15 protein-coding genes are annotated in these 22944 nt (G+C 55.0%); 4 read left to right on the plus strand and 11 right to left on the minus strand.

Annotation, left to right across the window (positions count from 1 at the left end):
• Positions 1–35: 35 nt before the first annotated feature.
• The 4 genes from STSP2_RS02885 to STSP2_RS02900 form a co-directional block, all read right to left on the minus strand.
• The gene (locus STSP2_RS02885; RefSeq protein WP_169852932.1) at positions 36–3260 is read right to left on the minus strand and encodes a glycoside hydrolase family 78 protein; all 3225 of its coding nucleotides are present in this window, start codon (positions 3258–3260) and stop codon (positions 36–38) included.
• Between the two features lie 132 nt (positions 3261–3392).
• Positions 3393–6416: a glycosyl hydrolase family 95 catalytic domain-containing protein gene (locus tag STSP2_RS02890; protein WP_169852933.1), complete on the minus strand. Its 3024-nt coding sequence runs from the start codon at positions 6414–6416 to the stop codon at positions 3393–3395.
• Between the two features lie 57 nt (positions 6417–6473).
• Complete coding sequence (locus STSP2_RS02895) at positions 6474–7925, minus strand: sulfatase family protein (RefSeq protein ID WP_205847973.1); 1452 nt, start codon at positions 7923–7925, stop codon at positions 6474–6476.
• Positions 7926–7944: 19 nt separating this feature from the next.
• Positions 7945–8454, minus strand: coding sequence for a flavin reductase family protein (locus STSP2_RS02900; RefSeq protein WP_146659701.1), 510 nt, complete (start codon positions 8452–8454; stop codon positions 7945–7947).
• A gap of 354 nt (positions 8455–8808) precedes the next feature.
• On the opposite strand from STSP2_RS02900, the gene proC reads away from it, so the two are divergent.
• Positions 8809–9618, plus strand: coding sequence for a pyrroline-5-carboxylate reductase (proC, locus tag STSP2_RS02905; protein ID WP_146659703.1), 810 nt, complete (start codon positions 8809–8811; stop codon positions 9616–9618).
• An 82-nt stretch (positions 9619–9700) separates the two neighbouring features.
• On the plus strand, positions 9701–10315 hold the full coding sequence (gene wrbA, locus STSP2_RS02910; RefSeq protein ID WP_146659704.1) for an NAD(P)H:quinone oxidoreductase: 615 nt from the start codon (positions 9701–9703) through the stop codon (positions 10313–10315).
• A gap of 255 nt (positions 10316–10570) precedes the next feature.
• Here the strand turns inward: wrbA and ggt are convergent, their stop codons facing one another.
• Complete coding sequence (gene ggt, locus STSP2_RS02915) at positions 10571–12262, minus strand: gamma-glutamyltransferase (protein ID WP_146659706.1); 1692 nt, start codon at positions 12260–12262, stop codon at positions 10571–10573.
• A gap of 232 nt (positions 12263–12494) precedes the next feature.
• Between ggt and STSP2_RS02920 the strand changes: the two genes are divergently transcribed.
• Together STSP2_RS02920 and STSP2_RS02925 are read left to right on the plus strand one after the other, a co-directional pair.
• Positions 12495–13595, plus strand: a complete 1101-nt coding sequence (locus STSP2_RS02920) for a RidA family protein (protein WP_146659708.1) — start codon at positions 12495–12497, stop codon at positions 13593–13595.
• 261 nt (positions 13596–13856) lie between these two features.
• Positions 13857–14807: a M48 family metallopeptidase gene (locus STSP2_RS02925; protein WP_205847974.1), complete on the plus strand. Its 951-nt coding sequence runs from the start codon at positions 13857–13859 to the stop codon at positions 14805–14807.
• Positions 14808–14859: 52 nt separating this feature from the next.
• Here the strand turns inward: STSP2_RS02925 and STSP2_RS02930 are convergent, their stop codons facing one another.
• The 6 genes from STSP2_RS02930 to STSP2_RS02955 form a co-directional block, all read right to left on the minus strand.
• A complete protein-coding gene (locus tag STSP2_RS02930) occupies positions 14860–15699 on the minus strand; it encodes a carbon-nitrogen hydrolase family protein (RefSeq protein WP_146659710.1) in 840 nt (279 codons plus the stop codon).
• A 183-nt stretch (positions 15700–15882) separates the two neighbouring features.
• Entirely contained in the window at positions 15883–16650 is a 768-nt protein-coding gene (locus STSP2_RS02935) for a PEP-CTERM sorting domain-containing protein (RefSeq protein WP_146659712.1), read from the minus strand.
• A gap of 125 nt (positions 16651–16775) precedes the next feature.
• A complete protein-coding gene (gene argC, locus STSP2_RS02940) occupies positions 16776–17783 on the minus strand; it encodes an N-acetyl-gamma-glutamyl-phosphate reductase (RefSeq protein WP_146659714.1) in 1008 nt (335 codons plus the stop codon).
• 146 nt (positions 17784–17929) lie between these two features.
• On the minus strand, positions 17930–18436 hold the full coding sequence (gene rpsI / locus STSP2_RS02945) for a 30S ribosomal protein S9 (RefSeq protein ID WP_146659716.1): 507 nt from the start codon (positions 18434–18436) through the stop codon (positions 17930–17932).
• Positions 18437–18455: 19 nt separating this feature from the next.
• Positions 18456–18884 (minus strand): 50S ribosomal protein L13, encoded by a 429-nt coding sequence (rplM, locus tag STSP2_RS02950; RefSeq protein WP_146659718.1) that lies wholly within the window; start codon positions 18882–18884, stop codon positions 18456–18458.
• Positions 18885–19239: 355 nt separating this feature from the next.
• Positions 19240–22311, minus strand: coding sequence for a vitamin B12-dependent ribonucleotide reductase (locus STSP2_RS02955; protein ID WP_146659720.1), 3072 nt, complete (start codon positions 22309–22311; stop codon positions 19240–19242).
• Between the last annotated feature and the right edge of the window lie 633 nt (positions 22312–22944).

A 22944-nucleotide genomic window follows, 5' to 3' on the forward strand; every position in this document is an offset into this window, starting at 1 on the left:
CGCAATACAGGGTTGCAATAGGCCTCTTCGATCTGTCATTCCATGGCAATATTTGACTGCAATTCATAGCGTCCTGACTTGAGCTCCAGCACGGCCACTCCATCATCGAACGATATGACTTTTCCGAACGGTTCAGCTTGAACACTCTGTTTTGTTATCGCGGGCATATGCACCTCCGCAGTTGTATTCGGCGGGATCACGACCGTACAGTTGAAATGTTTGCCGTCCAGTTTCCAGTCGGTCTCGATCGTTCCTCGAACGGAATCATATCGCGTCTTCGCCCACTTCAGTTCACCGCCGGGACGCGGCTTGAGAACGATATTCTCAAACCCAGCTCCCTCAGTCCTGATGCCGCCTATATTCTCGAACATCCACTGACAAACCGCACCGAAAGAATAATGCGCGAACGAATTCATGCCCGGATTCGCAAAACCCTCATCGGGCGTCCAGCCGTTCCACCGCTCCCAGATCGAAGTGGCCCCATGCTTGATGGAAAAGCCCCACGATGGGAACGTGTCATTGTGAAGCAGCTTATACGCCACATCGTTCCGACCGATCTTCGCCAACACAAGCATCAGATCCTTTGTTCCTATAAAGCCGGTGGACAAATGTCCGTCGTTTTCATCGATACGCCTTAGCAGATGCTCCGCAGCTTTCTTCTGCATATCCTCGTCCAGCAGATCGTGCGCGATTGCCAGCACATACGCCGTCTGACTGTCGCCCTTGATCTTGCCGTCTTCCGCAACGTAGGCCTCATTGAATGAAGCCTTGATTTTCTCAAACAATTTGTCATAAGCAGCCGCATCGTCTTCATACCCCAGCACTCGGGCAGTTCGCGCTAATAGATCGGTGCTGTATGCGAAGTACGACATAAAGATAACGTCTTTCGGCGTATTGTCATCAATATTGAGCCAGTCACCGTAACAGTGAAATCTGGCAGGCGGCAGCAGTTCATCAGTACAGCGGTTCTTGCGAAATTCAATAAACTCTTTCATCGCCTCGTAATGCTTCTCCAGCACACGCTCGTCACCGTACATCTTATATATTGTCCACGGACAGATCACCCCCGCATCGGCCCAAGCGGGTCCGCCATCAGCGCCTGCAACCTTGAGCGGTGCCACCCTTGGGAACTGTCCGTCCGCCCGCTGCGCATCCTCGAGATCGACCAGCCACTTGGTGAAGAACGCATGCACATCATTGTGATAGCAGGCCGTGTTGATATAGACCTGTGCGTCGCCCGTCCACCCCAGCCGCTCATCCCGTTGCGGACAATCAGTGGGTATGTCAATAAAATTCGCCCTCTGGGTCCATACGGAATTCTGCTGGATCTTGTTTACCATCGGATCCGAACATTCAAACGTCCCCGCAGTCGGTGTATCACTGCTCAATGCAAGACCAGTCAGCATATCCAGATCAGGCTTAGCATCCAAACCCGTAACTTCCACATACTGAAATCCGTGGAACGTGAAATAAGGCTGCCATGTCTCTTCACCGTTACCCTTGCAAATGTAGATGTCTGTCGCATCAGCACTACGCAGATTTTCCGTGTAGATCGTTCCGTCCGATTGCAGCCATTCGGCATGGCGCAGCGTGATCTTCTGTCCGCTTTCGCCGTTTATCTGGATCCGTACGACACCGGCAAAATTCTGTCCCATATCGAAAACGTACTGACCGGGTTTGGGCTCGGTAACTGAAACCGGTTTGACCTTTTCAAAAACGATAACAGGTTGATGAACGGCCGCCTGAATCTTAGGCTGCACCTCTTCACCGCCAACAGCGACCTTTCGCCACTCAGCATCATCGAAATCCGCTGTATCCCAACCCGGCATCTCCAGTCTCGCGTCATAACTCTCACCCATAAGAAAATCTGCATACCCGATCGGCCCCAGAGACGCTTTCCAGTCCGGCCCCGAAGCAACCACCTGCGAACTGCCGTCATCATAAGTTATATGCAGTTGTGAAAGCAGCCTCAACTTCTTGCCGTAATGGTTTCGCTGTCCGCCATAACCCACATAGCCTGCGAACCACCCGTCGGCGAGTATCGCACCGACTGCATTATTTCCCTGCTTGATCATATCAGTCACATCATACGTGCGATAATAAATGCGTTTTTCGTAGTCGGTCCAGCCTGGCGAAAAATAATCTTCAGTCACTCGCTGCCCGTTAACGAACATCTGATAGATGCCTAATGCGGTCGCGTACAGCCGCGCTTTCGCAATACGTTTTTCCTGCACAGCGAAGCTTCTCCTTAAGTACCGGGCCGGCGGCAGTTCTTTTACGTCAGTGCCCACCTCACCCCAGGGTTTGCACCCATAAGGCCCAAGCGTACGCGACGCCGACCAGCTAGCCGTATTGTGCTCGACTTGGGTCCAGCCGTCCTCTTCAGTCGAGGATGAGATCCACTGTTCATTCGTGACGAACTCCAGCGTTTCGCCTGCATCCGACTCAATAACGATAACTGCCAGCAGACCGGCAGGGTTAGCACTGCTCCCCACGTTTTCTGCCGAAACCGCAACGACATTCCGTCCTGTTTGTACTTCATCACTGATATCGATTGGTTTTATGACTTCCCAATCTTTACCTTGCCCGACCGGCAGGCCATTGAGATTAAGCTCAAAACTGTTGTCGGCCGACACGTATGCCATGGCACGATCGACAGTAAAGTCTTTAGGTACTTGGAAATTCTTCCGGAAATAGCACTGCCCCACAGGCACATTCTGCCCACGCTGATCCGCCGTCCATATCCAACTTGCTTTCTCGATCACCTTGGGCAGACCGTTCTTTTTATCCCGCACATCAAAACCAATCCACTCCGCCTGCCAGTCCTCCCGATCCAGAAGCCCCATCGACCACATTGCGGGCCCACTCCAATCACTCGGCTCCCCGTCCTTGTCCCACACGCGAACCTTCCAATAGCAATCTATTTCGGACTTAAGTTCCGAACCTGCGTAAACAATTCCAAATGTCCTATCGCTTTCAACCTTGCCCGAATCCCACAGATCCGCCTGCCCGGCTTTCAGCTTATCCGGCTCAGTCGCTGCAAGTATTCGATAAGCGGTCTGTTTCTGACCGTACCCATCCGAACTCAGTATCCAGCTCATACGCGGTGCTGCCGCATCGATGCCCAGAGGATCAGTTCGAGATTCGCATTTCAGATCCCCGACCGAAAGACCGTCGTTATCAGTTAATCGAGCTGCATTGCCGAAGCAGCCGCACAAAGCCATACAAAAACAAATAGTCAGAAGAATTTCCGTACGCATAGAATACGCCCTCAAAAAAGTATACCTGCCGTTTACCATTTAAAGAAAAGTAGAATTAGCCTCAAGGGTCAAACAAAAAACCGATCGCACCAAAAGATACGAACAATCTTAATATGCCCTGGCGAATCAGGCCTAATCCACTTCTACCACATAAGTCTTGCCTTTAGTAGTTTTAAACTCGATCACATTTTCGCTGACCCTCTTTACCTTCGGCCCGAACCACCCGCCGTCCAGATCCGCAGGCACGTTCGTCCGAACCCGACAGATATTGCCGCTCAGCGACCTGATCCTTGCTTCTTCCAGCTCGCCGTCTTCCCATTCGATATCCACCTCAAAACCGCCTCGCGCACGTAGCCCCTCGACCGAACCTTCCGACCATTCTTTCGGCAGGGCGGGCAAAAGCTCCACTTCACCCGCATGCGACTGCACCAGCATCTCCGCGATGCCCGCGCATCCCCCAAAGTTACCGTCGATCTGGAAGGGCGGATGATTGTCAAACAGATTCGGATGCGTCGACTTCCTCAGCAGCGCCTGAATATTCTCCAGCGCCCTCTCAGCCTCATGGAACCTCGCCCAGAAATTTATGATCCACGCACGCGACCAGCCCGTATGCCCGCCGCCGTGCGCCAGCCGATATTCGATGCTCTTCCGCGCCGCTTCGACCATCTCCGGCGAATCCTGATATGTGAACTGATATCCCGGATGCAGCGCATACAGATGCGACAAATGCCTGTGCCCCGGCTCAGCCTCCTTGAACTCCTGCGACCATTCCATAAGACGCCCGTCCGAACCGATACCCGGCAGCATCAGCTTCTCACGAGCAGCCCGCACCTTCTGCACGAACTCGTCCTCGATCCCCAGCACCTCCGCCGCCTGCAGAACATTCGTAAAGTTCTCCCAGATGATCTCCTGGTCCATGCTCGTACCCATGTCCGCATTGACCCGGTTTCCATCCGGACCGATGAACGCATTCTCCGGCGAAGTCGAAGGCCCCGACACCAGCTTCCCGCTACGCGGATCCTCGATCAGATAACCCAGGTAAAACTCAGCCGACTCCTTCAACAGCGGATACGCCCGCTCGCGCAGAAACTCCTCGTCACCCGTAAACCGGTAATGCTCCATAAAGTGCGCCGAACACCACCCCAGCCCCATCGGCCACATACCGTAACCAACGTAACCTATAGGCGCCGTCCACTGCCACGCATCCGTTGTATGCCCGGCCGCCGAACCCTTACTGCCCAGCGACTTCGCCATCTCCCTGCCGTTCGGCACAAGCCCTTCAACAAAATCAAAGAACGGCCCGTGCATCTCCGAAAGGTTCGTAACTTCCGCCGGCCAGTAGTTCATCTGCATATTGATGTTGATGTGGTAATCCGAATTCCAAGGCGCCGCGATATGCTCACACCACACCCCCTGCAGATTCGCAGGCATCGTCCCCGGCCGTGACGAAGTGATCAGCATATATCGCCCATACTGAAAATACAACGCTATCAACCCCGGATCATACCCGCCTTGCTTAACCGCTGCAAGCCGCTCATCTGTCGGCATATCTTCATTCTCGCTCTCGCCCAGGTCGATATCCACCCGATCGAAATATTTCGCATGATCCTCGACCGCGGCTTCCTCTATAGACGCATAGCTATTACCAACAGCCGCATCGATCTTCGCTTCACAGACCGCAGCACTGTCCCGAACCAGCGGCTGATACGGATCATCCTTGTTATAATCAGTCGCAGCCGCCACATAGATCGTCACCGCATCAGCGTCCGCGACCTCCAGCTTCCTGTAGCCTGCCTTCACCTCACCGCCCACAGCAACCGCGCGCACCTGCGTATGCCACTTCACACCCATCTGCGTCCCGTTGTGCTGCGCCTGCCCATACATCACAATCGAGTCATCACCCTTATTCTCAACCTTATAATCCACCGGCCGATCCAGCGCAATATCAAACTCCAGCTCCTCCGGCCCGTCAGCCTCGATCCGCACCACGATCACATCGGCCTGCGGACTCGCGAACACCTTCCGCACATATTCCGTCCCGTCGATCTCGTAGCTCGTCCTCGCGACCCCCGTCGAAAGATCCAGCGACCGCTGATAATCCTCGACATCCCCATCGACATCGAATCTCAGCGTCATGTCCCCGAGCGTCTGATAGCTCCGCGGCGATATTCGCCTGCTCATCACATTCTGCTGAACCACCCGCTGAGCTTCCGCATACTTACCCTCAAATATCAACTGCCTCGCCTTCGCGATATATTCATACGCCCCCTCAACCGGCTCCGGCACAGGTGGCCCCGCCCACACCGTATCCTCATTCATTTGTATCCGCTCTTCCTTCACTCCCCCGAACACCATAGCACCCAGGTGCCCGTTACCCACCGCCAGCGCCTCCAGCCATCTTTCCGCCGGCTCGTTATACCACAGGCTCCACTCCTCATCCGGCGCTTCCCCCAACGGCTCAACGATCACTGGCAACTGGATCCTCAGCTCCTCGCCGCACACGCTTTCGAACCCGCCGTTTTCGACCTCGCTGAAATCCCAATTCGCAACGCACCCCTCAAGCCTGTTCGCCTCGTAATCGCCCTCATCCGCCAGATCCTCGATCTCGTCAGCCGTCAGCGCACGATCATAAACCGCCGCCCGCGCGATCGTCCCCCTGAACCGATTCGCACCGTTACTGTCCGCCCCGATCCGCAACGGCAGATCGTTCACTATAAGCGCAGGCAGTTCCCCGCCCGACTGTTCCGCAACTTTCTCACCGTTTACATAAAGCTGCCACACATTCGCATCGCTGTCATACACCCCAGCCACATGCGTAAACTCATCCGTCGGCAGATTCGCACCGAACCGCAGATGCCCCGCCGCCGTCACCATCCGCAGCGAGTTACCCGGGTAAGTGTCCAGCATATATCCGTTGTTCGTCCCAGCACCGCTCTTGTCGATTATCCTCGCACCACCGCCCGGCAGCTTCTCGGGCTTGACCCACGCCTCCAGCGTCACCGCCTCCCGCAGATCCAGCGAAGCATCCCGCTCGCTCTCCAGCACGGGCCCCGCCCCGCTAAGCACCACGCCGTCATCATTGATCTCAACACCAGCCGCCCCGCAAAACCCCAAACAAAAACTCATAATAGCTGTAATTATCGCAAAATATCTCATGTTCATGTCCTCACAAAGTTAATACTGTTATTCGTTGACCCCGCCAGTTGCATCTGCTCACTTGTAATCTTTACCAGCCAGACTTTCAGCACATGACCGCCGCCACTTATCTAATTTAGCGATCATTTCTTGTGCCGCATCCGGATGTTTTTCGGTAATGTCCTCTGATTCCGAGGGATCAGTTAGAATATCGTACAATTCATAATCTTCCCCCTCATTTCGGCTGTAAAGCTTATATCTGTCACCGATCAGCGCAACCTGCCTTCGTATCTCAAAAGCGATCGGCTCACCCCGCTCATCAGTCTTACCGTTGATCATATCCAGAAGGCTGACACCATCCACAGGTTCAGGCCCTTTCTTCACAGTACCTCCCACTGCATCCATTACCGTCGGCATGTAATCACTCGTACAGCACGGAGCCTTCACCGCATGAGCCTCCTTAACCCGCGCGGGCCATTCCAGCAAACCCGGCACACGTATGCCTCCTTCATAAAGCGACCGCTTCCTTCCCCGCAGCCCGCCTGTCGACCCCGGTGCCTGTCCCTTCCTCCCCTCCGGCCCGTTATCACTGCAGAACCACAGCATCGTATCCTCCTCGATTCCAAGCTCTCTTAGCAGCTTCCGCAATCTGCCCATCTGCTCATCCATCGCAGTGATACACCCAAAGTAATTTTGCGAATACCCGTCAAGCCCCTCATATATCGCCCGATGCTCATCGCTTGCCACCACCGGCAAGTGCGGCGCATGAAACCATACAACCGCAACGAAAGGCTCATCCTTTTTCGCCGATGCAGAAATGAACTCCACCGCCCGGTCCATTATGACCCGCGAATCGTCCCCCTCCAGATTCTCCGTCACAAGCTCGTCCGCACCCGTCCAGTAGTGTGTTCCATATTCCTTCGACTGCTCTTTATCAACAGGGTTCCACCATTTATTACTGTGCTCTCCCGCCGGCTGTCTCATCGGATCATAAGTCGGCACCTTCGCCTCGGTCGAAAAGCACACATCAAAACCGTTCTCCCACGGCGGACTGTAATTCTTTACACCTCGTTCCCCTCCTCGGTTGGAATCTTTGATCTCCTTCGTAAGTGTCCCCAAATGCCATTTCCCAAAATGTCCCGTCCGATACCCCAAAGGCTTCAGTGCCTCCGCTATAGTCAATTCCTCCTTCCGCATATGCCCAACGTTCGCATAATGCACCCCATATCGTTCAGGATTCCTCCCCGTAATACAGCTCCCCCTCGTAGGCGAACATACCGCCGATGCCGAATACCACCTGTCAAAACGAACCCCCGCCCTCGCCATCGCATCCAGGTTCGACGTCTTCACGACATCATTGCCGTTATACCCGACATCCCCCCATCCCAGATCATCCGCCATGCACAGAATAACGTTGGGTCGCTTACCTTTTCTGCTCAATGCTCCCTCAGCACCAACCGCCTTTGAAACGCACAGGCTCAACCCACCCACCGCGCACAAACGCAAAAAACCACGCCTTGTGATTCTCAAAATAAAGCTCCTGCTTAAACTATTCGATCTCCACCGGACCCATCTTCCAACCAGGCGCCACCGTATACAGCCGATTGACCTTCTCCGTATTCACATGCGAAGCGACCACTCTACCTATAAAGATAATATGGTCACCCGTCAACTTTTCCCCAGCCAGCTCGCACTCAAAATTCGCCACCGCATCATCAAATACGACCGAATCGATCATGCTCGCAGGCGATGTCGCCACTTTCATCTCGCCCACCTTGTCCACCTGCCGCCCGCTCTTCGTCCCGAAAAACAGCGCCTCGTCATGCTCATCCCCCGCCGGAAACACCAGTGTAAAGCACTTACTGTGCCGGATCGTCTTCACCGAATAACGCGTCGTAGCCACCGCGATAGCGAACATTGCAGGATCCCCGCTCGTCTGCATAAACCACCCCAGCGTGATAGGATTCGCCTTGCCGTGTTCATCCTTCGCAACCGCATACGCCACCGGCTCGGGATACTTAGTCTTCAGCGCTTCCGAAAATTCTACTCTTTCCTGCATGATACCTCCTCAGGCATAAAATATAATTTGTGTACACAAAGCTGTCCCCGCAATTATAAACCGCCACTCACAACCCCGAAAGAATAAACTTGAAACTCACCGACCCCTCCGCCACAATATCAAGCTCTCGGCCAATTTGTCCGATAACAATACTGAAACGCAAACTAAAGGATAGCTCTAATAATTGCTTTTGAGCGGCAAGTAGGAGATCTTTGCATCCCGGTAAGGAAGACAAATCAGCTTTAGTTGTAGCTAAAGCGGTTTTTGTCTGACGCCGCTCGGAATCAAAAAGATTCGCTTGTCCGCCAAAATGAATTGTTAGAGGTGCCCTAAATACGTACGGAAGGACGCACAATGAACAAAATCGGCTTCATCGGCAGCGGTAACATGGCAGAGGCTCTCATCAAGGGCATCATCTCGGCAAACCTCTACGCACCCGAAAATGTCCTCGTCAGCGACATCCGCCAGGACCGCCTCAAATACCTCGCCGAAGAATACGGCGTCCAGCCTGCCTCTTCCAACACCGAACTCGCCTCGCAGGTAGACGTCCTCGTTCTAAGCGTCAAACCCCAGAACATGGCCGCAGTCCTCGAAGAGATACAGGACTCCCTCAACGATTCCGCCGTCGTCATCTCCATCGCAGCCGGCATCACCACCGAACGCATCGCCCAGTTCCTCGGCGACGTCCCCATCATCCGCGCCATGCCCAACACCCCCGCGATGGTCGACCAGGGCGCCACCGCCGTCGTCATCCGCAACACCGGCCCACGCCAGTTCAAAGCCGGCCTCGACGTCTTCATGGCCGTCGGCAAGGTCGAGGTCCTCGAAGACGAATCGCTCATCGACGCGGTCACCGCCGTCAGCGGCACCGGCCCCGCATACTTCTTCCTGCTCATGGAAGAACTCATAAACGTCGCAATAGATATGGGCCTGCCCGCAGACATCGCAAAAGAACTCGTCTTCCAGACCGCCAAAGGCGCGGGCCTCCTCGCAGAAATGGCATACTCACGAAACGAAACACCCGGCCAGCTCCGAGAACGTGTAACCAGCCCAGGCGGCACAACCGCAGCAGCCATGAAGGTCCTCAAGGACCTCGACTTCAACGGCATAATGACAAAAGCCCTGACCGCCGCAAGAGACCGCTCCCGAGAACTCTCACAATAAATTTATAGGGTTGCTCCAATTAAGGACCTCTGTTAAACTCAATACCTGACGCTTGAAAATCCGAATTCAAACAGGAGGTAGCATGAAAATTCTCATCGTCTACTATTCCCTCTACGGCCACACCCTCAAACTTGCACGTGCCGCCGAGCAGGGCGCATCCCAGATCGAAAACGCCGAAGTCATCTTCCGTCGCGTCCGCGAGTTCCCCGAAACCGAAGTCGACATGCCCAACCACCCCCACGCCGACAAGGTCTGGCAGCAGCAGAAGGACACCCCCGAATGCACCCTCGACGACCTCAAAGCCGCCGACGGCATAATCTTCGCCTCACCCACCCGCTTCGGCAACATGATCGCCCAGATGAAACGCCTCTTCGACTCCTGCGCATCGCTCTGGATGGAAGGCGCCCTCGAAGGCAAACCCGCAGGCGTCCTCACCTCCACCGCAAGCACCCACGGCGGCCAGGAAACCACTCTCGTATCCATGATGATCCCAATCCTCCACCTCGGCATGGTCGTCGTAGGCTGCCCATACTCCATCGATGGCATGATCCACACCGAGGCCCGAGGCGCAACCCCCTACGGCCCGACAACCCTAGCAGGCCCCGACAACTCACGCGAACCACACGAACAGGACATCGAAATAGCAAAACAATACGGCAAACGCTTCGCAACCATAACCGCAAAAATGACACAATGACCCCGTTCAACCTACTTCAATCACCCGGTCCAAATAAAAAACCCGCTAGCTGCGTCCATACTCGCCCAAATATAAGCAGCACCTGAGTTTGTCATCCGCCTCAGGCGGACCCAGAGAACTCTGCGAGAACACATGCACGGCCGAAACACCACGGACCAGCCATACCGTGCAAAACGATCATGGCGCAAAACGCGCGCATGCTTCTGGCCTGCACATACAATGCAAGCAGACGGCTAAGCCCGCAAGAGTCCCCCCTCAATACCCGCCAGCCTGCCCATCCTTCCGCGACTCCGACGCCCCGTGATAAACGCCGTTCTCCGCATCCCGCCGGATCGCCTGATACCCGCCGTATCCGCCCCGGCTGGATTCGATCATGTGCCCCTTCGCCTTCAGCCCCTCAACCGTCGCATCATCAAACCCGCTCTCCAGGTACACAACCCCGCCGTCCGCCATCTCCTCACCAGTCGGCTGACTCGACCCGCCATGCCTCATCCGCGGCGCATCCCCCGCCTCCTGCAGCCCCATCCCGAAATCGATCATATTCACCAGCACCTGCACATGCCCCTGCGGCTGCATCGCTCCGCCCATCACACCAAAGCCCATCCAAGGCTCACCGTCCTTCGTAACGAACCCCGGTATGATCGTATGGAACGGCCGCTTCCCCGGCGCATAGCAGTTATAATGTCCCTCATCCAGGCTGAACAGCTCCCCGCGATCCTGCAGCACAAATCCCAGCTTCCCCGGCGTCATCCCGCTGCCCATCCCCCGATAGTTGCTCTGTATCAGCGACACCATGTTCCCCGCCTCGTCCGCCGTCGTCAGATAAACCGTATCCCCATGCTCAGCGAAATTCCCCGCCGGATACGCATCCGCCGCCTTGTCCATGTCGATCAGCCCCCGCCTCTTCACCGCGTACTCATCCGAGATCAGCTCCGCCACCGGCAAGTCATTGAACGCCGGATCCGAATAAAACTTCGCCCGATCCTCGAACGCCAGCTTCTTCGCCTCGATCAGTAAATGCAGATACTCCGAACTGCCGAACCCGTACTCCGCCAGCTCGTACCCCTCCAGAACCTGCAGCATCTGCAGCGCTGCGATCCCCTGACCGTTCGGCGGCAGCTCCCACACGTCGTACCCACGATAATTCACACTCACCGGCTCCACCCATTCCGACTCATGGCTCGCCAGATCCTCATAGCTCAAAAATCCACCTTGCTCTTCCATATACTCCGCGATCTTCCGCGCGATCTCACCCTCATAAAACACATCCCGCCCGCCTTCGGCTATCTTCTCCAGCGTATCCGCAAGATAAGGATTGCGAAATATCTCACCCTCTTCCGGCGCCTTCCCGCCCGGCATGAAAACCTCCGCAAACCCCGCATACTCCTCCAGTATCTTTGCGTTGTGTCCCCAATAGTACGCTATAACCTCCGTCACCGGAAAACCCTCCCGCGCATAACCTATCGCTGGCTTGAGCACATCCTCCATATCCAGCTTGCCAAATCTGTCATGCAGCTCGAACCACCCGTCCACGCACCCCGGCACCGAAACCGGCAAAGGCCCGAACGCCGGTATGTCCTCTATCCCGTTCTCCCCGAAATACTCCAGCGTCAAACTCTTTGGACTCCGCCCGCTCGCATTCAGCCCATAAAGCCGCTTCGTCTTCGCATCCCACACTATCGCGAACAAGTCTCCCCCGATCCCGCTCCCCGTAGGCTCCATCAGCCCCAGACACGCGTTCGCCGCGATCGCCGCATCCACCGCACTGCCGCCTTTCTGCAGAATATCAACCGCCGCTTGCGTCGCCAGCGGATGCGAAGTACACGCCATCCCGTGCTCAGCGATAACCTCACTTCTGCCCGCAAACTTCTTACCCGCTATTCGATCATACCCAAACGCTGACCCCGCAAGCAAAACCCCGACCAAAACCGCCCATACATATCGCATATTCTTCCTTTCTCGATAAGCCCGTACAACGTGAACCCCCGCCGCCTGCTAATATACCACATAAACCGCCATGTTTCACGTCCTGCCTGCAATAAGTAATAACCCTTCCCGATCTGCAAATTAGCGCACCGCAAATTCCTTGTACTGTTCCGCCGCAAATGTTATATTGCTTCCTTTCAAAACCAAGCGAAGAGTGTGTAGTGGGTATTTTGTAATTATCTAGGGAGTCGCAATGGATACGTTCGTACGCAGGGCCGCCGGCAGCAACGCAGAAGAGATCTTCATCAACCTCGCCCCCACTCCGGATACGGAACTTGCTGACCAGCTCGAAGAACTCTACAGTACCGCAAAGGAGTTGCTCGCTGCCTCCAACGCAAAGGTCCTCCAGGAACGTTTCTTCGGCACCGACTCCGCAGCACAGCAAGCCTCCACCGCCCGTGCCCGGCTCCTCGCGGACTTCGACGACGGCGTACCCCCAACATACCTCTCCGTCCCCGCAGGCATCCGAGGCGAGATCTCCGGCATCCACATCCATGCCGTCACCGGCGACTGCACCGTCACCCCTATTGAACACGAAGGCAAAAAAGTAGGCCGCATCTGCACCACCCTCGACCGCAAATTCATGACCGTCTCAGGCATCACGGGCGACCCCTCCACAGACCCCGCAACCCAGACACAGCAGATGCTCACCGCCGCCGAAGCCATTCTCAAACAAAACAACGTCGACCTGCTCGCCGTCCCCCGCACCTGGATGTGGCTAGGCGACATCCTCGACTGGTACGACGACTTCAACGAGGTCCGCACCGCCTTCTTCGTCGAACGCGGCATGATCGCCAAGGGCAAACCTAGCCGCATGCCCGCCAGCACAGGCATCGGCATCGGACCCGCCGGCCCCTGCATCTGCGCAATGGAATTCACCGCCGTGCTCGAACCGGCAGGCGGACTCGAATACCTCGACGCAGGCGGCAACCAGCACAGCGCCTTCGAATACGGCAGCGCCTTCTCACGCGCCGCCAGCGCACTCACCCCCGCAGGCGAAACCATCTACGTCTCTGGCACCGCCTCCATCGACGAATCCGGCGCCACCACCAACATCGACGACGCACCCGCACAGATCGACGCCACCATCGAAAACATTCAGGCAATCCTCCGCGACGAAGGCACCAGCGAGAACGGCATAACCTTCGGCTTCGTCTACTGCAAAACCGCCGAGATCGAACGCCAGTTCTGCGAAAAATGGTCCAACTTCGACTGGCCCGCATTCACCATGATCGCCGACGTATGCCGCCACGACCTCCTCTTCGAAATAGAAGCAACTGCCATCAAACCATAAGGTCAACACATAATATCGGCCAGCGGAAGCGAAATTCAAATACCTTCCTCCTGCGCCGAATGCTCAGCCGCATAATTTCACAGTCCGCCGGGAATAGACCCAACACAAAGTTCGTCGGAGGCGTCACTGTTAGATCTTGCGGCGACCCAGTCGCCCCCGCGCCCGAAAAAGCCTTGACTTTCACCCCGGATTTTCACATCTTAATACAAGAACTGTCCGCCGCGAACTCGCGGTAAATACTGATATACGGAGACCTTGCAAATGAACCTGAGGAATTGTCTGCTCGCACTCGTACTCGCACTCATCCTGCCCACTCTCACCGCCTGCACCGAGGCCCCCATCACCGGGCGCAGCCAGTTCATCATGGTCTCAGACGCTTCCATGCTCTCCGCCAGCCAGGAATCATACGCCGAGTTCCTCGAAACTAATGAACTCAGTGACAACACCGAACAGACCGCCGTCGTAAAACGGATCGGCAAAGACATCCAGAACGCAGTCGAAACCTGGGCTCAGGACACCGGCCAAACGGACCTGCTCGAAAACTACGAATGGGAATTCAACCTCGTCCAAAGCGACCAGGTGAACGCATGGTGCATGCCCGGCGGTAAGATCGTCGTCTACACCGGCATGTTCCCCGTCGCCGAAACCGAAGCCGGCCTGGCAACCATCATGGGCCACGAAGTCGCCCACGCCATCGCACGTCACGGTGCCGAACAGGTCACTTCCAATATGGTCGTCGGCGCAGGCGGTGCACTCCTCGCCGCTGCATTCAATGACGACGAACCCGGCGACCCCAACAGCACCGACGGCGGCTACTCCGACGAGCAGATCGCCATGATCTCCTACGGCATCCTGACACAGGTCGGACTCCTCCTGCCCCACAGCCGAACTCAGGAACGCGAAGCCGACCACCTCGGCCTCATCTACATGGCGATGGCCGGCTACAACCCCGAAAAGGCTCCCGAACTCTGGCAGCGAATGGCAGACCGCGGCAAATCCTCCTCCGGCCTGCTAAAATCCTTCGAGACCATCCTCTCCACGCACCCCACCAATGAAGAGCGCATAATAAACCTCCGCGACCTCGCCCCCGACGCAATGCGTTATTACCGAAACGCACCCACCCGGCACGAAGACAAAAAACTCCCCCTGACACCAGAACAGACGGCAGAAACAGAACCCGCAGACGCACAAACCCCCGAACCGCAAACCTGATCCTCTACCCGCGGTAGCATCCGTCTGCGAGTACGCATGACTGGATCGGCCCCTACAGCTCCGTCACGTTCTTCGACCGCGGATCATCAATCGTCTCCGGCCCGTTCGTCAGATTCCCCGCAACCGCAATATCGCGAAAATCCTTCATCGGATCGTATAGCTCGATATCCGTATTCACCTCATTGATCATCATCTGATCACGGTGCCACTCCAGCTCCTTCACGATCTTCCCGTCCGGCCTAATAAAACACGATGGATACGGACTGTACCACGCACTGCTGTTGTTCATGCTGATCCAGAAAAAGTTCGTCGCCGCTCGGCACTGCATCGTCTGCCGCATAATATCCGTATGCACACTCGGACCCTTCTGCCGCGCATTGTAAAACGACTGTATCACGAACTGCACGCCCCTCTTGTAAAGGTCCCGGTAAATCTCCGGAAACCGCAGATCAAAACATATCAGCAGCGCACACGTCACGCCTTTGAGCTCAAACGTAACCGCCCGATCCCCCGGAGTATAGAACGGCAGCTCGATCTCCGTACAGAACCGCTTGTCATACCTGTCGTGAATCTTCCCGTCCGGCCCGATCAGATACATACAATTGTGCGGCTTGTTCCCCGCGCTCAGCTCATGCATGCTCCCAAGCGCCACCCACACCTGCTTCTCCTTCGCAAGCTCCATGATCGCCCGCGTCCGGTCCCGAAGATGCTCCCAGTCAAACCCCTCCAGCGTCTCATGATCCACCCCCGCATACCCGCTCAGACAGCACTCACTAAGATGCACCAGGTCCGCACCCTCTTCCCCCGCCTGCCGAACAAAACTCTCGATATGCCCCGCATTATGATCCACATCCCCAGTAACCGCAAACTGACACGTCGCTATCTTAAGCATAGACCCTCTGTATTAAATTCAACCTTATAAGTTGCTGTACTGCTTTTGTTAAATATATCTTCCCATCCAGTCTAGCAACCCTTACCCGTCGATACAATGACAAATTTCCAAACGGTCCGCGCATCAAAAAAGGGCGATCCCAATGACCGCCCTTTATAAATCTGAAGTTCTATATCACAAACTTTACCTGCGTCTGCGTCTCAAAACGCCCAGCAGTCCAAGCCCAAGCATCGAAACAGTTGCAGGCTCAGGAACCGTCGTCGCGGTCACATCCATTTCGAAACCGCCGCTTGCGTCCCACATCATCTGACTGACAGGCGTATAGATATCAGCATCAGAACTGGTCGTACCGTAAACACTATAAATCCCCGCATCCAGTCTGACAGTAACGTCAAGATTACTGTACTGACTTGTCAGCGATATAATATTTTGGTTCGCTGAATCACGAAGGTAAAGGCTTGAAGAAGCTGAAATCTCAAAATTCGAGTTGCTGAAGTCGTTAAATGCAGTAATCGCCAGATCGGACTCTTCCGTCAGTTCGAAAAGAAATGTTATCTGAGCGCTGGCCGAAGCATTCCCTGGCCCGGTGGTAATGCCTGCATGGCTGTTGCCCATCAGAGAAAAGCTGTTGTCGCCCACCGTCAGAGAAACGTCACCCATCGCATCGCCCATCGGACCACCCTCGACGGTCCACATCCCAGGGTCGCCAGGGTCGCCGGGATCGCCGGGATCGCCGGGATCATCTATTGTCCCCATAGAAGTGGCGAATGAAGAGGTCGAACCGCCGCTCGGAGAAACAGTCGCTGAATCAGAAAAAAAGTCCGACGAACCGCCGTTGACATAGGCATCTGCCGAAGAGGACGTGTTGCCGCTTATCACAACCAGATCTGCGGATGCTGAACCCGCTGCCGCAAGACACACTGCTGCCACTAAACACACAAAAATTCTCATCACCTTGCTCCTGAAAAATGGGTTATAAAGGTTCCACCTGCGTTGATTTGCGAAAAAAGCCTCCTTGCAAGACACGTATTATACAATGAAGGCCTATCAATGTCAACAAAAAAGAATCCTCATTCTTACACCAGCCCCATCGCCTCATCGAAACCGCATACGATGTTCATGTTCTGCACCGCCTGCCCGCTCGCGCCCTTGACCAGATTGTCGATCACCGAAAAGCACACGATCTTGCCCTTCACAGCCGTCGCGAAAACCTGGCAGTAATTCGTCCCCGCCACATTCTTCACAGCCGGCGGCTGCCCCAGCACGCTCACGAACCGCTCCCGCTTATAGAACGCCCGGTAAATATCCGCCAGATCGTCATTGCTCAACTCCCGCGTCGGATCACAGTAAACCGTCGACAGGATCCCCCGGTCAAACGCCCCGATATGCGGCTGGAACAGCAGCTCCACATCCGTCCCCGCCACCTCGCTCGCGATCTGCTCCATCTCCGGCATATGTCGATGCGTCCCCACCCCGTACGGCACCAGATTCTCATTCAGATTCGGATAATGACACAGCTTCGACGGCTTCTTACCGGCCCCGCTCGCACCCGAAACCGAATTCACCGCCATCCCGCTCGTCTCGATATACCCGTTCTTCAGCAGCGGCGCAACCGCTAGCATCGCCCCCGTCGGATAACACCCCGGATTTGCCACCAACTGAGCGCCTTCTATCTTGCTCCTGAACAGTTCGGGCAGCCCGAACGCCGCCTTCGCCACATTCGCCCGATCCGTATGCTCCACCTTGTAAAACTTCTCATACGCCTCCAGATCCCGCAGCCGATAATCCGCACTGAAATCCACCACCTTCAACCCCATATCCAGCATCTTCGGCACATATCCCATCGCTACCTTGTGCGGAAGACAGCACAGCACCACGTCCGCCACCTCCCCCAGCTTATTAAAGTCCAGATGTTCCACCTCCAGCTCGCACCGCCCCCGCAGCCGCCCGAATATCTCGTCCACCCTCCCCGTCTCCGTCATCGCGCTCAGATACGTCACCTCCGCCTGCTCATGCCGCAAAAGTATCTCGATCGACTCAACACCCGTATATCCGCTAGCACCAACTATCGCAACACGTACCATCTGGCTCGCCTTTCAAACTGTATCCCGTGTACTCTCTTCACCGGCAGGGCGATCACATCTAATGAGCCCCGTATGTGAACATAAAAAAATGGCCGCCGGAGCAACCTCCAGGCGACCATTGTAATACCAAATCTGCTTTTTGCAAATTAACGCTTCGAGAACTGGAAGCTCCGGCGTGCACCAACCTGACCAGGCTTCTTACGTTCAACCATACGGCTGTCACGTGTAAGGTGTCCGCCGTCACGCAGAACAGGCAAAAGCCCATCATCATAAGTTGCCAGCGCTCTTGCAATACCAAGACGAACCGCACCGGACTGACCCGTCGTGCCGCCGCCCTTGACGTTTACGAACACGTCAAAAGACTTCTCGCCCTTAGCAGCCTGCAAAGGTGCAAGAACCAGCTCCTGGTCCTTCTTGAGTCTGAAGTATTCTATCAGCTCTTTGCCGTTGATCTCGAGCTTGCCGCTGCCCGGCTTGACCCGTACTCTGGCAACACTGCTCTTACGTCTGCCCGTGCCCCAATAAAAACCACCCTGGTCTGGGCCGGTCTTCTTCTGTTTCTTCTCTTCAGTGGCTTCCTTCTTGTCAAGTCCAAGATTCTCTGCCACGATTGCCGGATCTATCAGCGGACTGCCGTTTGTGTTTTCAGCCATATCTCTACTCTTTTACAACCTATAGTTCAATCTTTTCGGGTTTCTGTGCCGAATGATTATGCTCAGGACCAGCGTATACCTTCAGCTTGTCCAGCATTTCCTTGCCCAGCCTGTTCTTAGGAAGCATCAGGCGTATTGCATTCGTCAGGATCCGCTCGGGATGCCGTTCGAGTACCTCAGCATAGCTCGATACCTTACGCCCGCCGGGATAACCGCTGAAGCGGTCGTATTCCTTTTTCAACTCCTTGTTGCCGGTGACTTTCACCTTCTCGGCGTTCACGATGACTACATAATCACCAGTGTCAACATTCGGAGTATACGTGGGCTTCGTCTTACCCATCAGTATCATCGCAACCTTGGATGCCAGACGCCCGAGGATCTGCCCCTCAGCGTCGACCAGCTTCCAGCTACGAGCAACTTCTTCTTTTTTCGCTACGTACGACTTCATTGTACAAAGTACTCCACACTTTTATTTTTAGAAAGCGCGATATTATAGTCGCCAAAAACGCAATGTCAATGCTTTTTCAGCGCAAAAATACAAAACACCCCATCCGTGCGGCCTGAATCCCAAAAACAGGGTCCATTCCTTGTAAATACCTGTTTTTATCGTCCCGGCAGGGCGATTTACACCCGCCAAAACCATTGTAGGGCCGTCATAATTACCAGACCCGCCCCCATTAGTCAACCCAAATGTCCGCTTTTCCTCCTCCCCGACTAGAAATTATCACGTAATTTGCTTCCGCGCACTAAAAAAGGCCACCCTTATAATAAGGATGGCCCTGAAAGTCTAGTCAAACTGTCTGTTAACTGCAGCCCATGCTGTTGCCGCAGTTGAAGCACTTATAACACGTGCCGTTACGAACCGTAAGCGATCCGCAAACATCACAAGCTGGCGCATCGTCCTGGAAATGCTCGAACTGGCTGTTAAACTGCTGCATCACACCAGCCTCGCCGTCGCCGTTTCCGTCCTTGACCACCGTACTCACTGCAGCCACCGCCTTGTCAGCGATCGAATCGGTGAACCTCGGACCCTCAGGCTTCACACCCTTGCCGTCCTTGTCCCTGGGCTCGGCAGGCTTTTTCGCCTTCTCGGACCCGCCGTCCTTCTTGATGGCCTTAGCCTCATCGATCTTCTTCGCCAGATCCTTCGTCTTCTCCACTATCTGCTTGGCGGTGGCGCCTTCTTTTTTTGCTGACTTACTCTGCTTCGGTCGGTTAGGCGTGTTCTTCTCGGCATAACCCGGAATGAACTGACAGCCCAGCCAGCAGAATATATAGTCGATCAGACTCTTCGCGAACGGAATATCACGGTTCGACGTCATACCCGCAGGCTCGAACCTCGCATGCCTGAACTTGTCCACCAGCGTCACTAGCGGCACACCATACTGCAGCGACATCGAAACACAAGTCCCGATCACGTCCATCAGTCCCCCAACGGTGCTGCCTTCCTTGGCCATTGTGATAAACAACTCACCGGGCTGTCCGTCCTCATATAGCCCCACCGTAAGATAACCTTCATGGCCCGCAACGCTGAACTTGTGCGTCAAACTCTGACGCGTCTCAGGCAGTCGCCTTCTGTAAGGCTTCGCCACCGGAGCCTCTTCCGCCACGGCCTTCTTTTCCTTCTTCTTGCTCTTGTCGTCCGTATTAACCGGCTGCATCCGCTTACTGCCGTCACGATAGATCGCAACCGCCTTGAGCCCCAGCTTCCAGCCTTCCATGTACGCTTCCATGATCTGCTCGGTCGTGCTCTCGTGCGGCATATTGATCGTCTTGCTTATCGCACCGCTGATGAACGGCTGAACCGCCGCCATCATCCGCAGATGTGCAAGATAATGGATATAACGCTTACCCTTGCGAGCCTGGAACGCACAGTCGAACACCGGCAGATGCTCTTCGTTGAGCACATCCGACGTCTCGATCGTATCGTCCTGATCGATCGTATCGCAGATCTTCTTGATCTCCTCGGCACTGTACCCCAGCGCCTCCAGCGCCATCGGCACCGTCCTGTTCACGATCTTGAACATTCCGCCGCCCGCCAGCAGCTTATACTTCACCAGCGCGATGTCCGGCTCAACACCAGTCGTATCGCAGTCCATCATGAACCCGATCGTACCCGTCGGCGCCAGAACCGTCGCCTGTGCATTGCGGAAACCGTACTTGCTCCCCGCCGAGATAGCATCGTCCCACGCATCCTTCGCCGCGTTGACCAGGTACTCCGGACAGTGCACCGTCGGGATGTTATACGCCCGCTCGCGGTGCATCCCGATAACCTTCAGCATCGGGTCCTTGTTCTTTTCGTACTCATCGAACGCACCCTTGATTCCCGCCAGCTCAGCACTCGCGCTGTAAGCCGTACCGGTCATGATCGCGCCGATAGCACCTGCCCACGCTCTGCCCTCATCCGAATCGTAAGGCAGCGCCATGCTCATGATCAGACTGCCCAGGTTCGCGAATCCAAGCCCCAGCGGCCTGAACTTATGGCTGTTCTCGGTGATCCTCGCCTCCGGATAACTGCCGTTATCGACCAGGATCTCCTGCGCTATAATATAGATGCGAACAGCCTCCTTGAATCGCTCGATATCGAACGAGCCGTCTTCCGTACGGAACTTCATCAGATTCAGCGACGCAAGGTTGCACGCCGAGTCGTTCACGAACATATACTCGCTGCACGGATTCGACGCATTGATCGGCCCGCTGTTCGGACAAGTATGCCATTTATTGATCGTCGTATGATATTGCAGCCCCGGATCACCGCACACACGCGTACCTTCCGCGATAAGCTCCCAAAGCTCCGCCGCCCGATGCTCCTGAACCTTCTCGCCCGTCGTAACCGAGACAGTCTCCCACTTTGCGTCCTTCTGCACGGCATCCATGAAGTTGTCCGTCACCCGGACCGACAGATTCGCGTTCTGGAACATAACGCTGCTGTACGCTTCGCTGTTCATCTCACCCTGGTAACCTTCCTCGATCAGGGCCCACGCCTTCTTCTCTTCTTCGGTCTTGCACGTGATGAATTCACGAATATCAGGGTGCGTCACCATCAGCGACTGCATCTTCGCAGCACGCCTTGTCTTACCGCCCGACTTGATAACGCCCGCGATCTGATCGAACACCCGCATAAAGCTCAACGGTCCGCTCGGCTTGCCCCCGCCGCTCAGCTTCTCCTTGCTGCTGCGAAGCGTCGACAGATCAGTACCCGTACCCGAACCATGCTTGAACAGCATCGCCTCGCTCTTCGCCAGCCGCATGATGTCTTCCATCGAGTCATCGACCGACTGAATAAAGCACGCCGACGCCTGCGGATACTTATAACTGTTCGGGCACTCTACAGCCTTGCCCTTCTTGGCGTCCCAGTAAAAATTATGCTTGCTCCCCTCGACTCCATATACGTCATACAGCCCCACGTTGAACCATACCGGCGAATTGAACGCGCCGTACTGATTAACGCAAAGCCATGTCAGTTCGTGATAAAAATTCTCAGCATCCTCGTCGCTCGCAAAATACCCATCCTGCTTACCCCGGTCCGCTATCGTCCTGCAGACCCTGTGTATAAGCTGCTTTACCGAGTTCTCACGCTCGCCGGTCTCATGATCGCCGTAAAAATACTTGCTCACGACCACTTTCGCCGCCAACTGGCTCCACTTCTTAGGAACCTCGACGTCCTTCTGTTCGAAGATCACCTCGCCGTTATCACCTGCGATCTTCGCCTCTCTCTTATCCCACTCCAGTTCATCAAACGGATGAACACTTGGGTCGGAAAAAGTGCGCCCCACCTTCAAACCGTCGTTTTTACCGCTTGAACTGTCTTTCCACGGCTCAAAACCGGCAAAGCTCCCGTCCTTGCTCTTGTCTCTGGAAATCCCTTCGGCCATTGCGTTTCTCCCTTCTAGCGACTGCGTCTACTGCTCAAAATACCTTTTTGGAGTTCATCATCCCCTCGACTACCTCCACCACAACATGTAGTAAACGCCCCCATGACATATCAACATCTGGCATTTATTACTACCCAATAATAGACCACAAAGTTTCACATGCAAGACAAAAAAGCGCAAAAAAATGCCCGTTTTCATTAACCCTTAAATAGCTTGAGATTACGAAAACAAAAAATTATTGTTAACAACCGCACAATAAAATAGGAGCTTAATAGATCCTGCGATCCCGGACAGTGGGTCCACCGGCTCTGATTCGCTTAAACTGCTGAAGTGAAAGGGTTTATGCTGATCAGCCCTCATCACGGCCCGCCAGGTCCATTCAACCCCTCGCCGAAACCGCAACCTCCAGAATATTCCGCACTCATAACCCCCGCGCCGTAATCGCATTCAACTGGAAATATCACCAGGGCCCGATAATTTTCCCGAAAAAACCACTTCCGTAAATTTACCCATCAGTAATTCGAAGGAAAACTGACCTGGCGTCCTCTTAATCGGCCTTCTGGTTAGAGACAAACCAAACGTTCTAAGGTAAATTCCCCATACAGCTAAGAAATACCACGAATTTTCTGCTAA

Source organism: Anaerohalosphaera lusitana (genome assembly GCF_002007645.1).
GTDB classification, from domain to species: domain Bacteria; phylum Planctomycetota; class Phycisphaerae; order Sedimentisphaerales; family Anaerohalosphaeraceae; genus Anaerohalosphaera; species Anaerohalosphaera lusitana.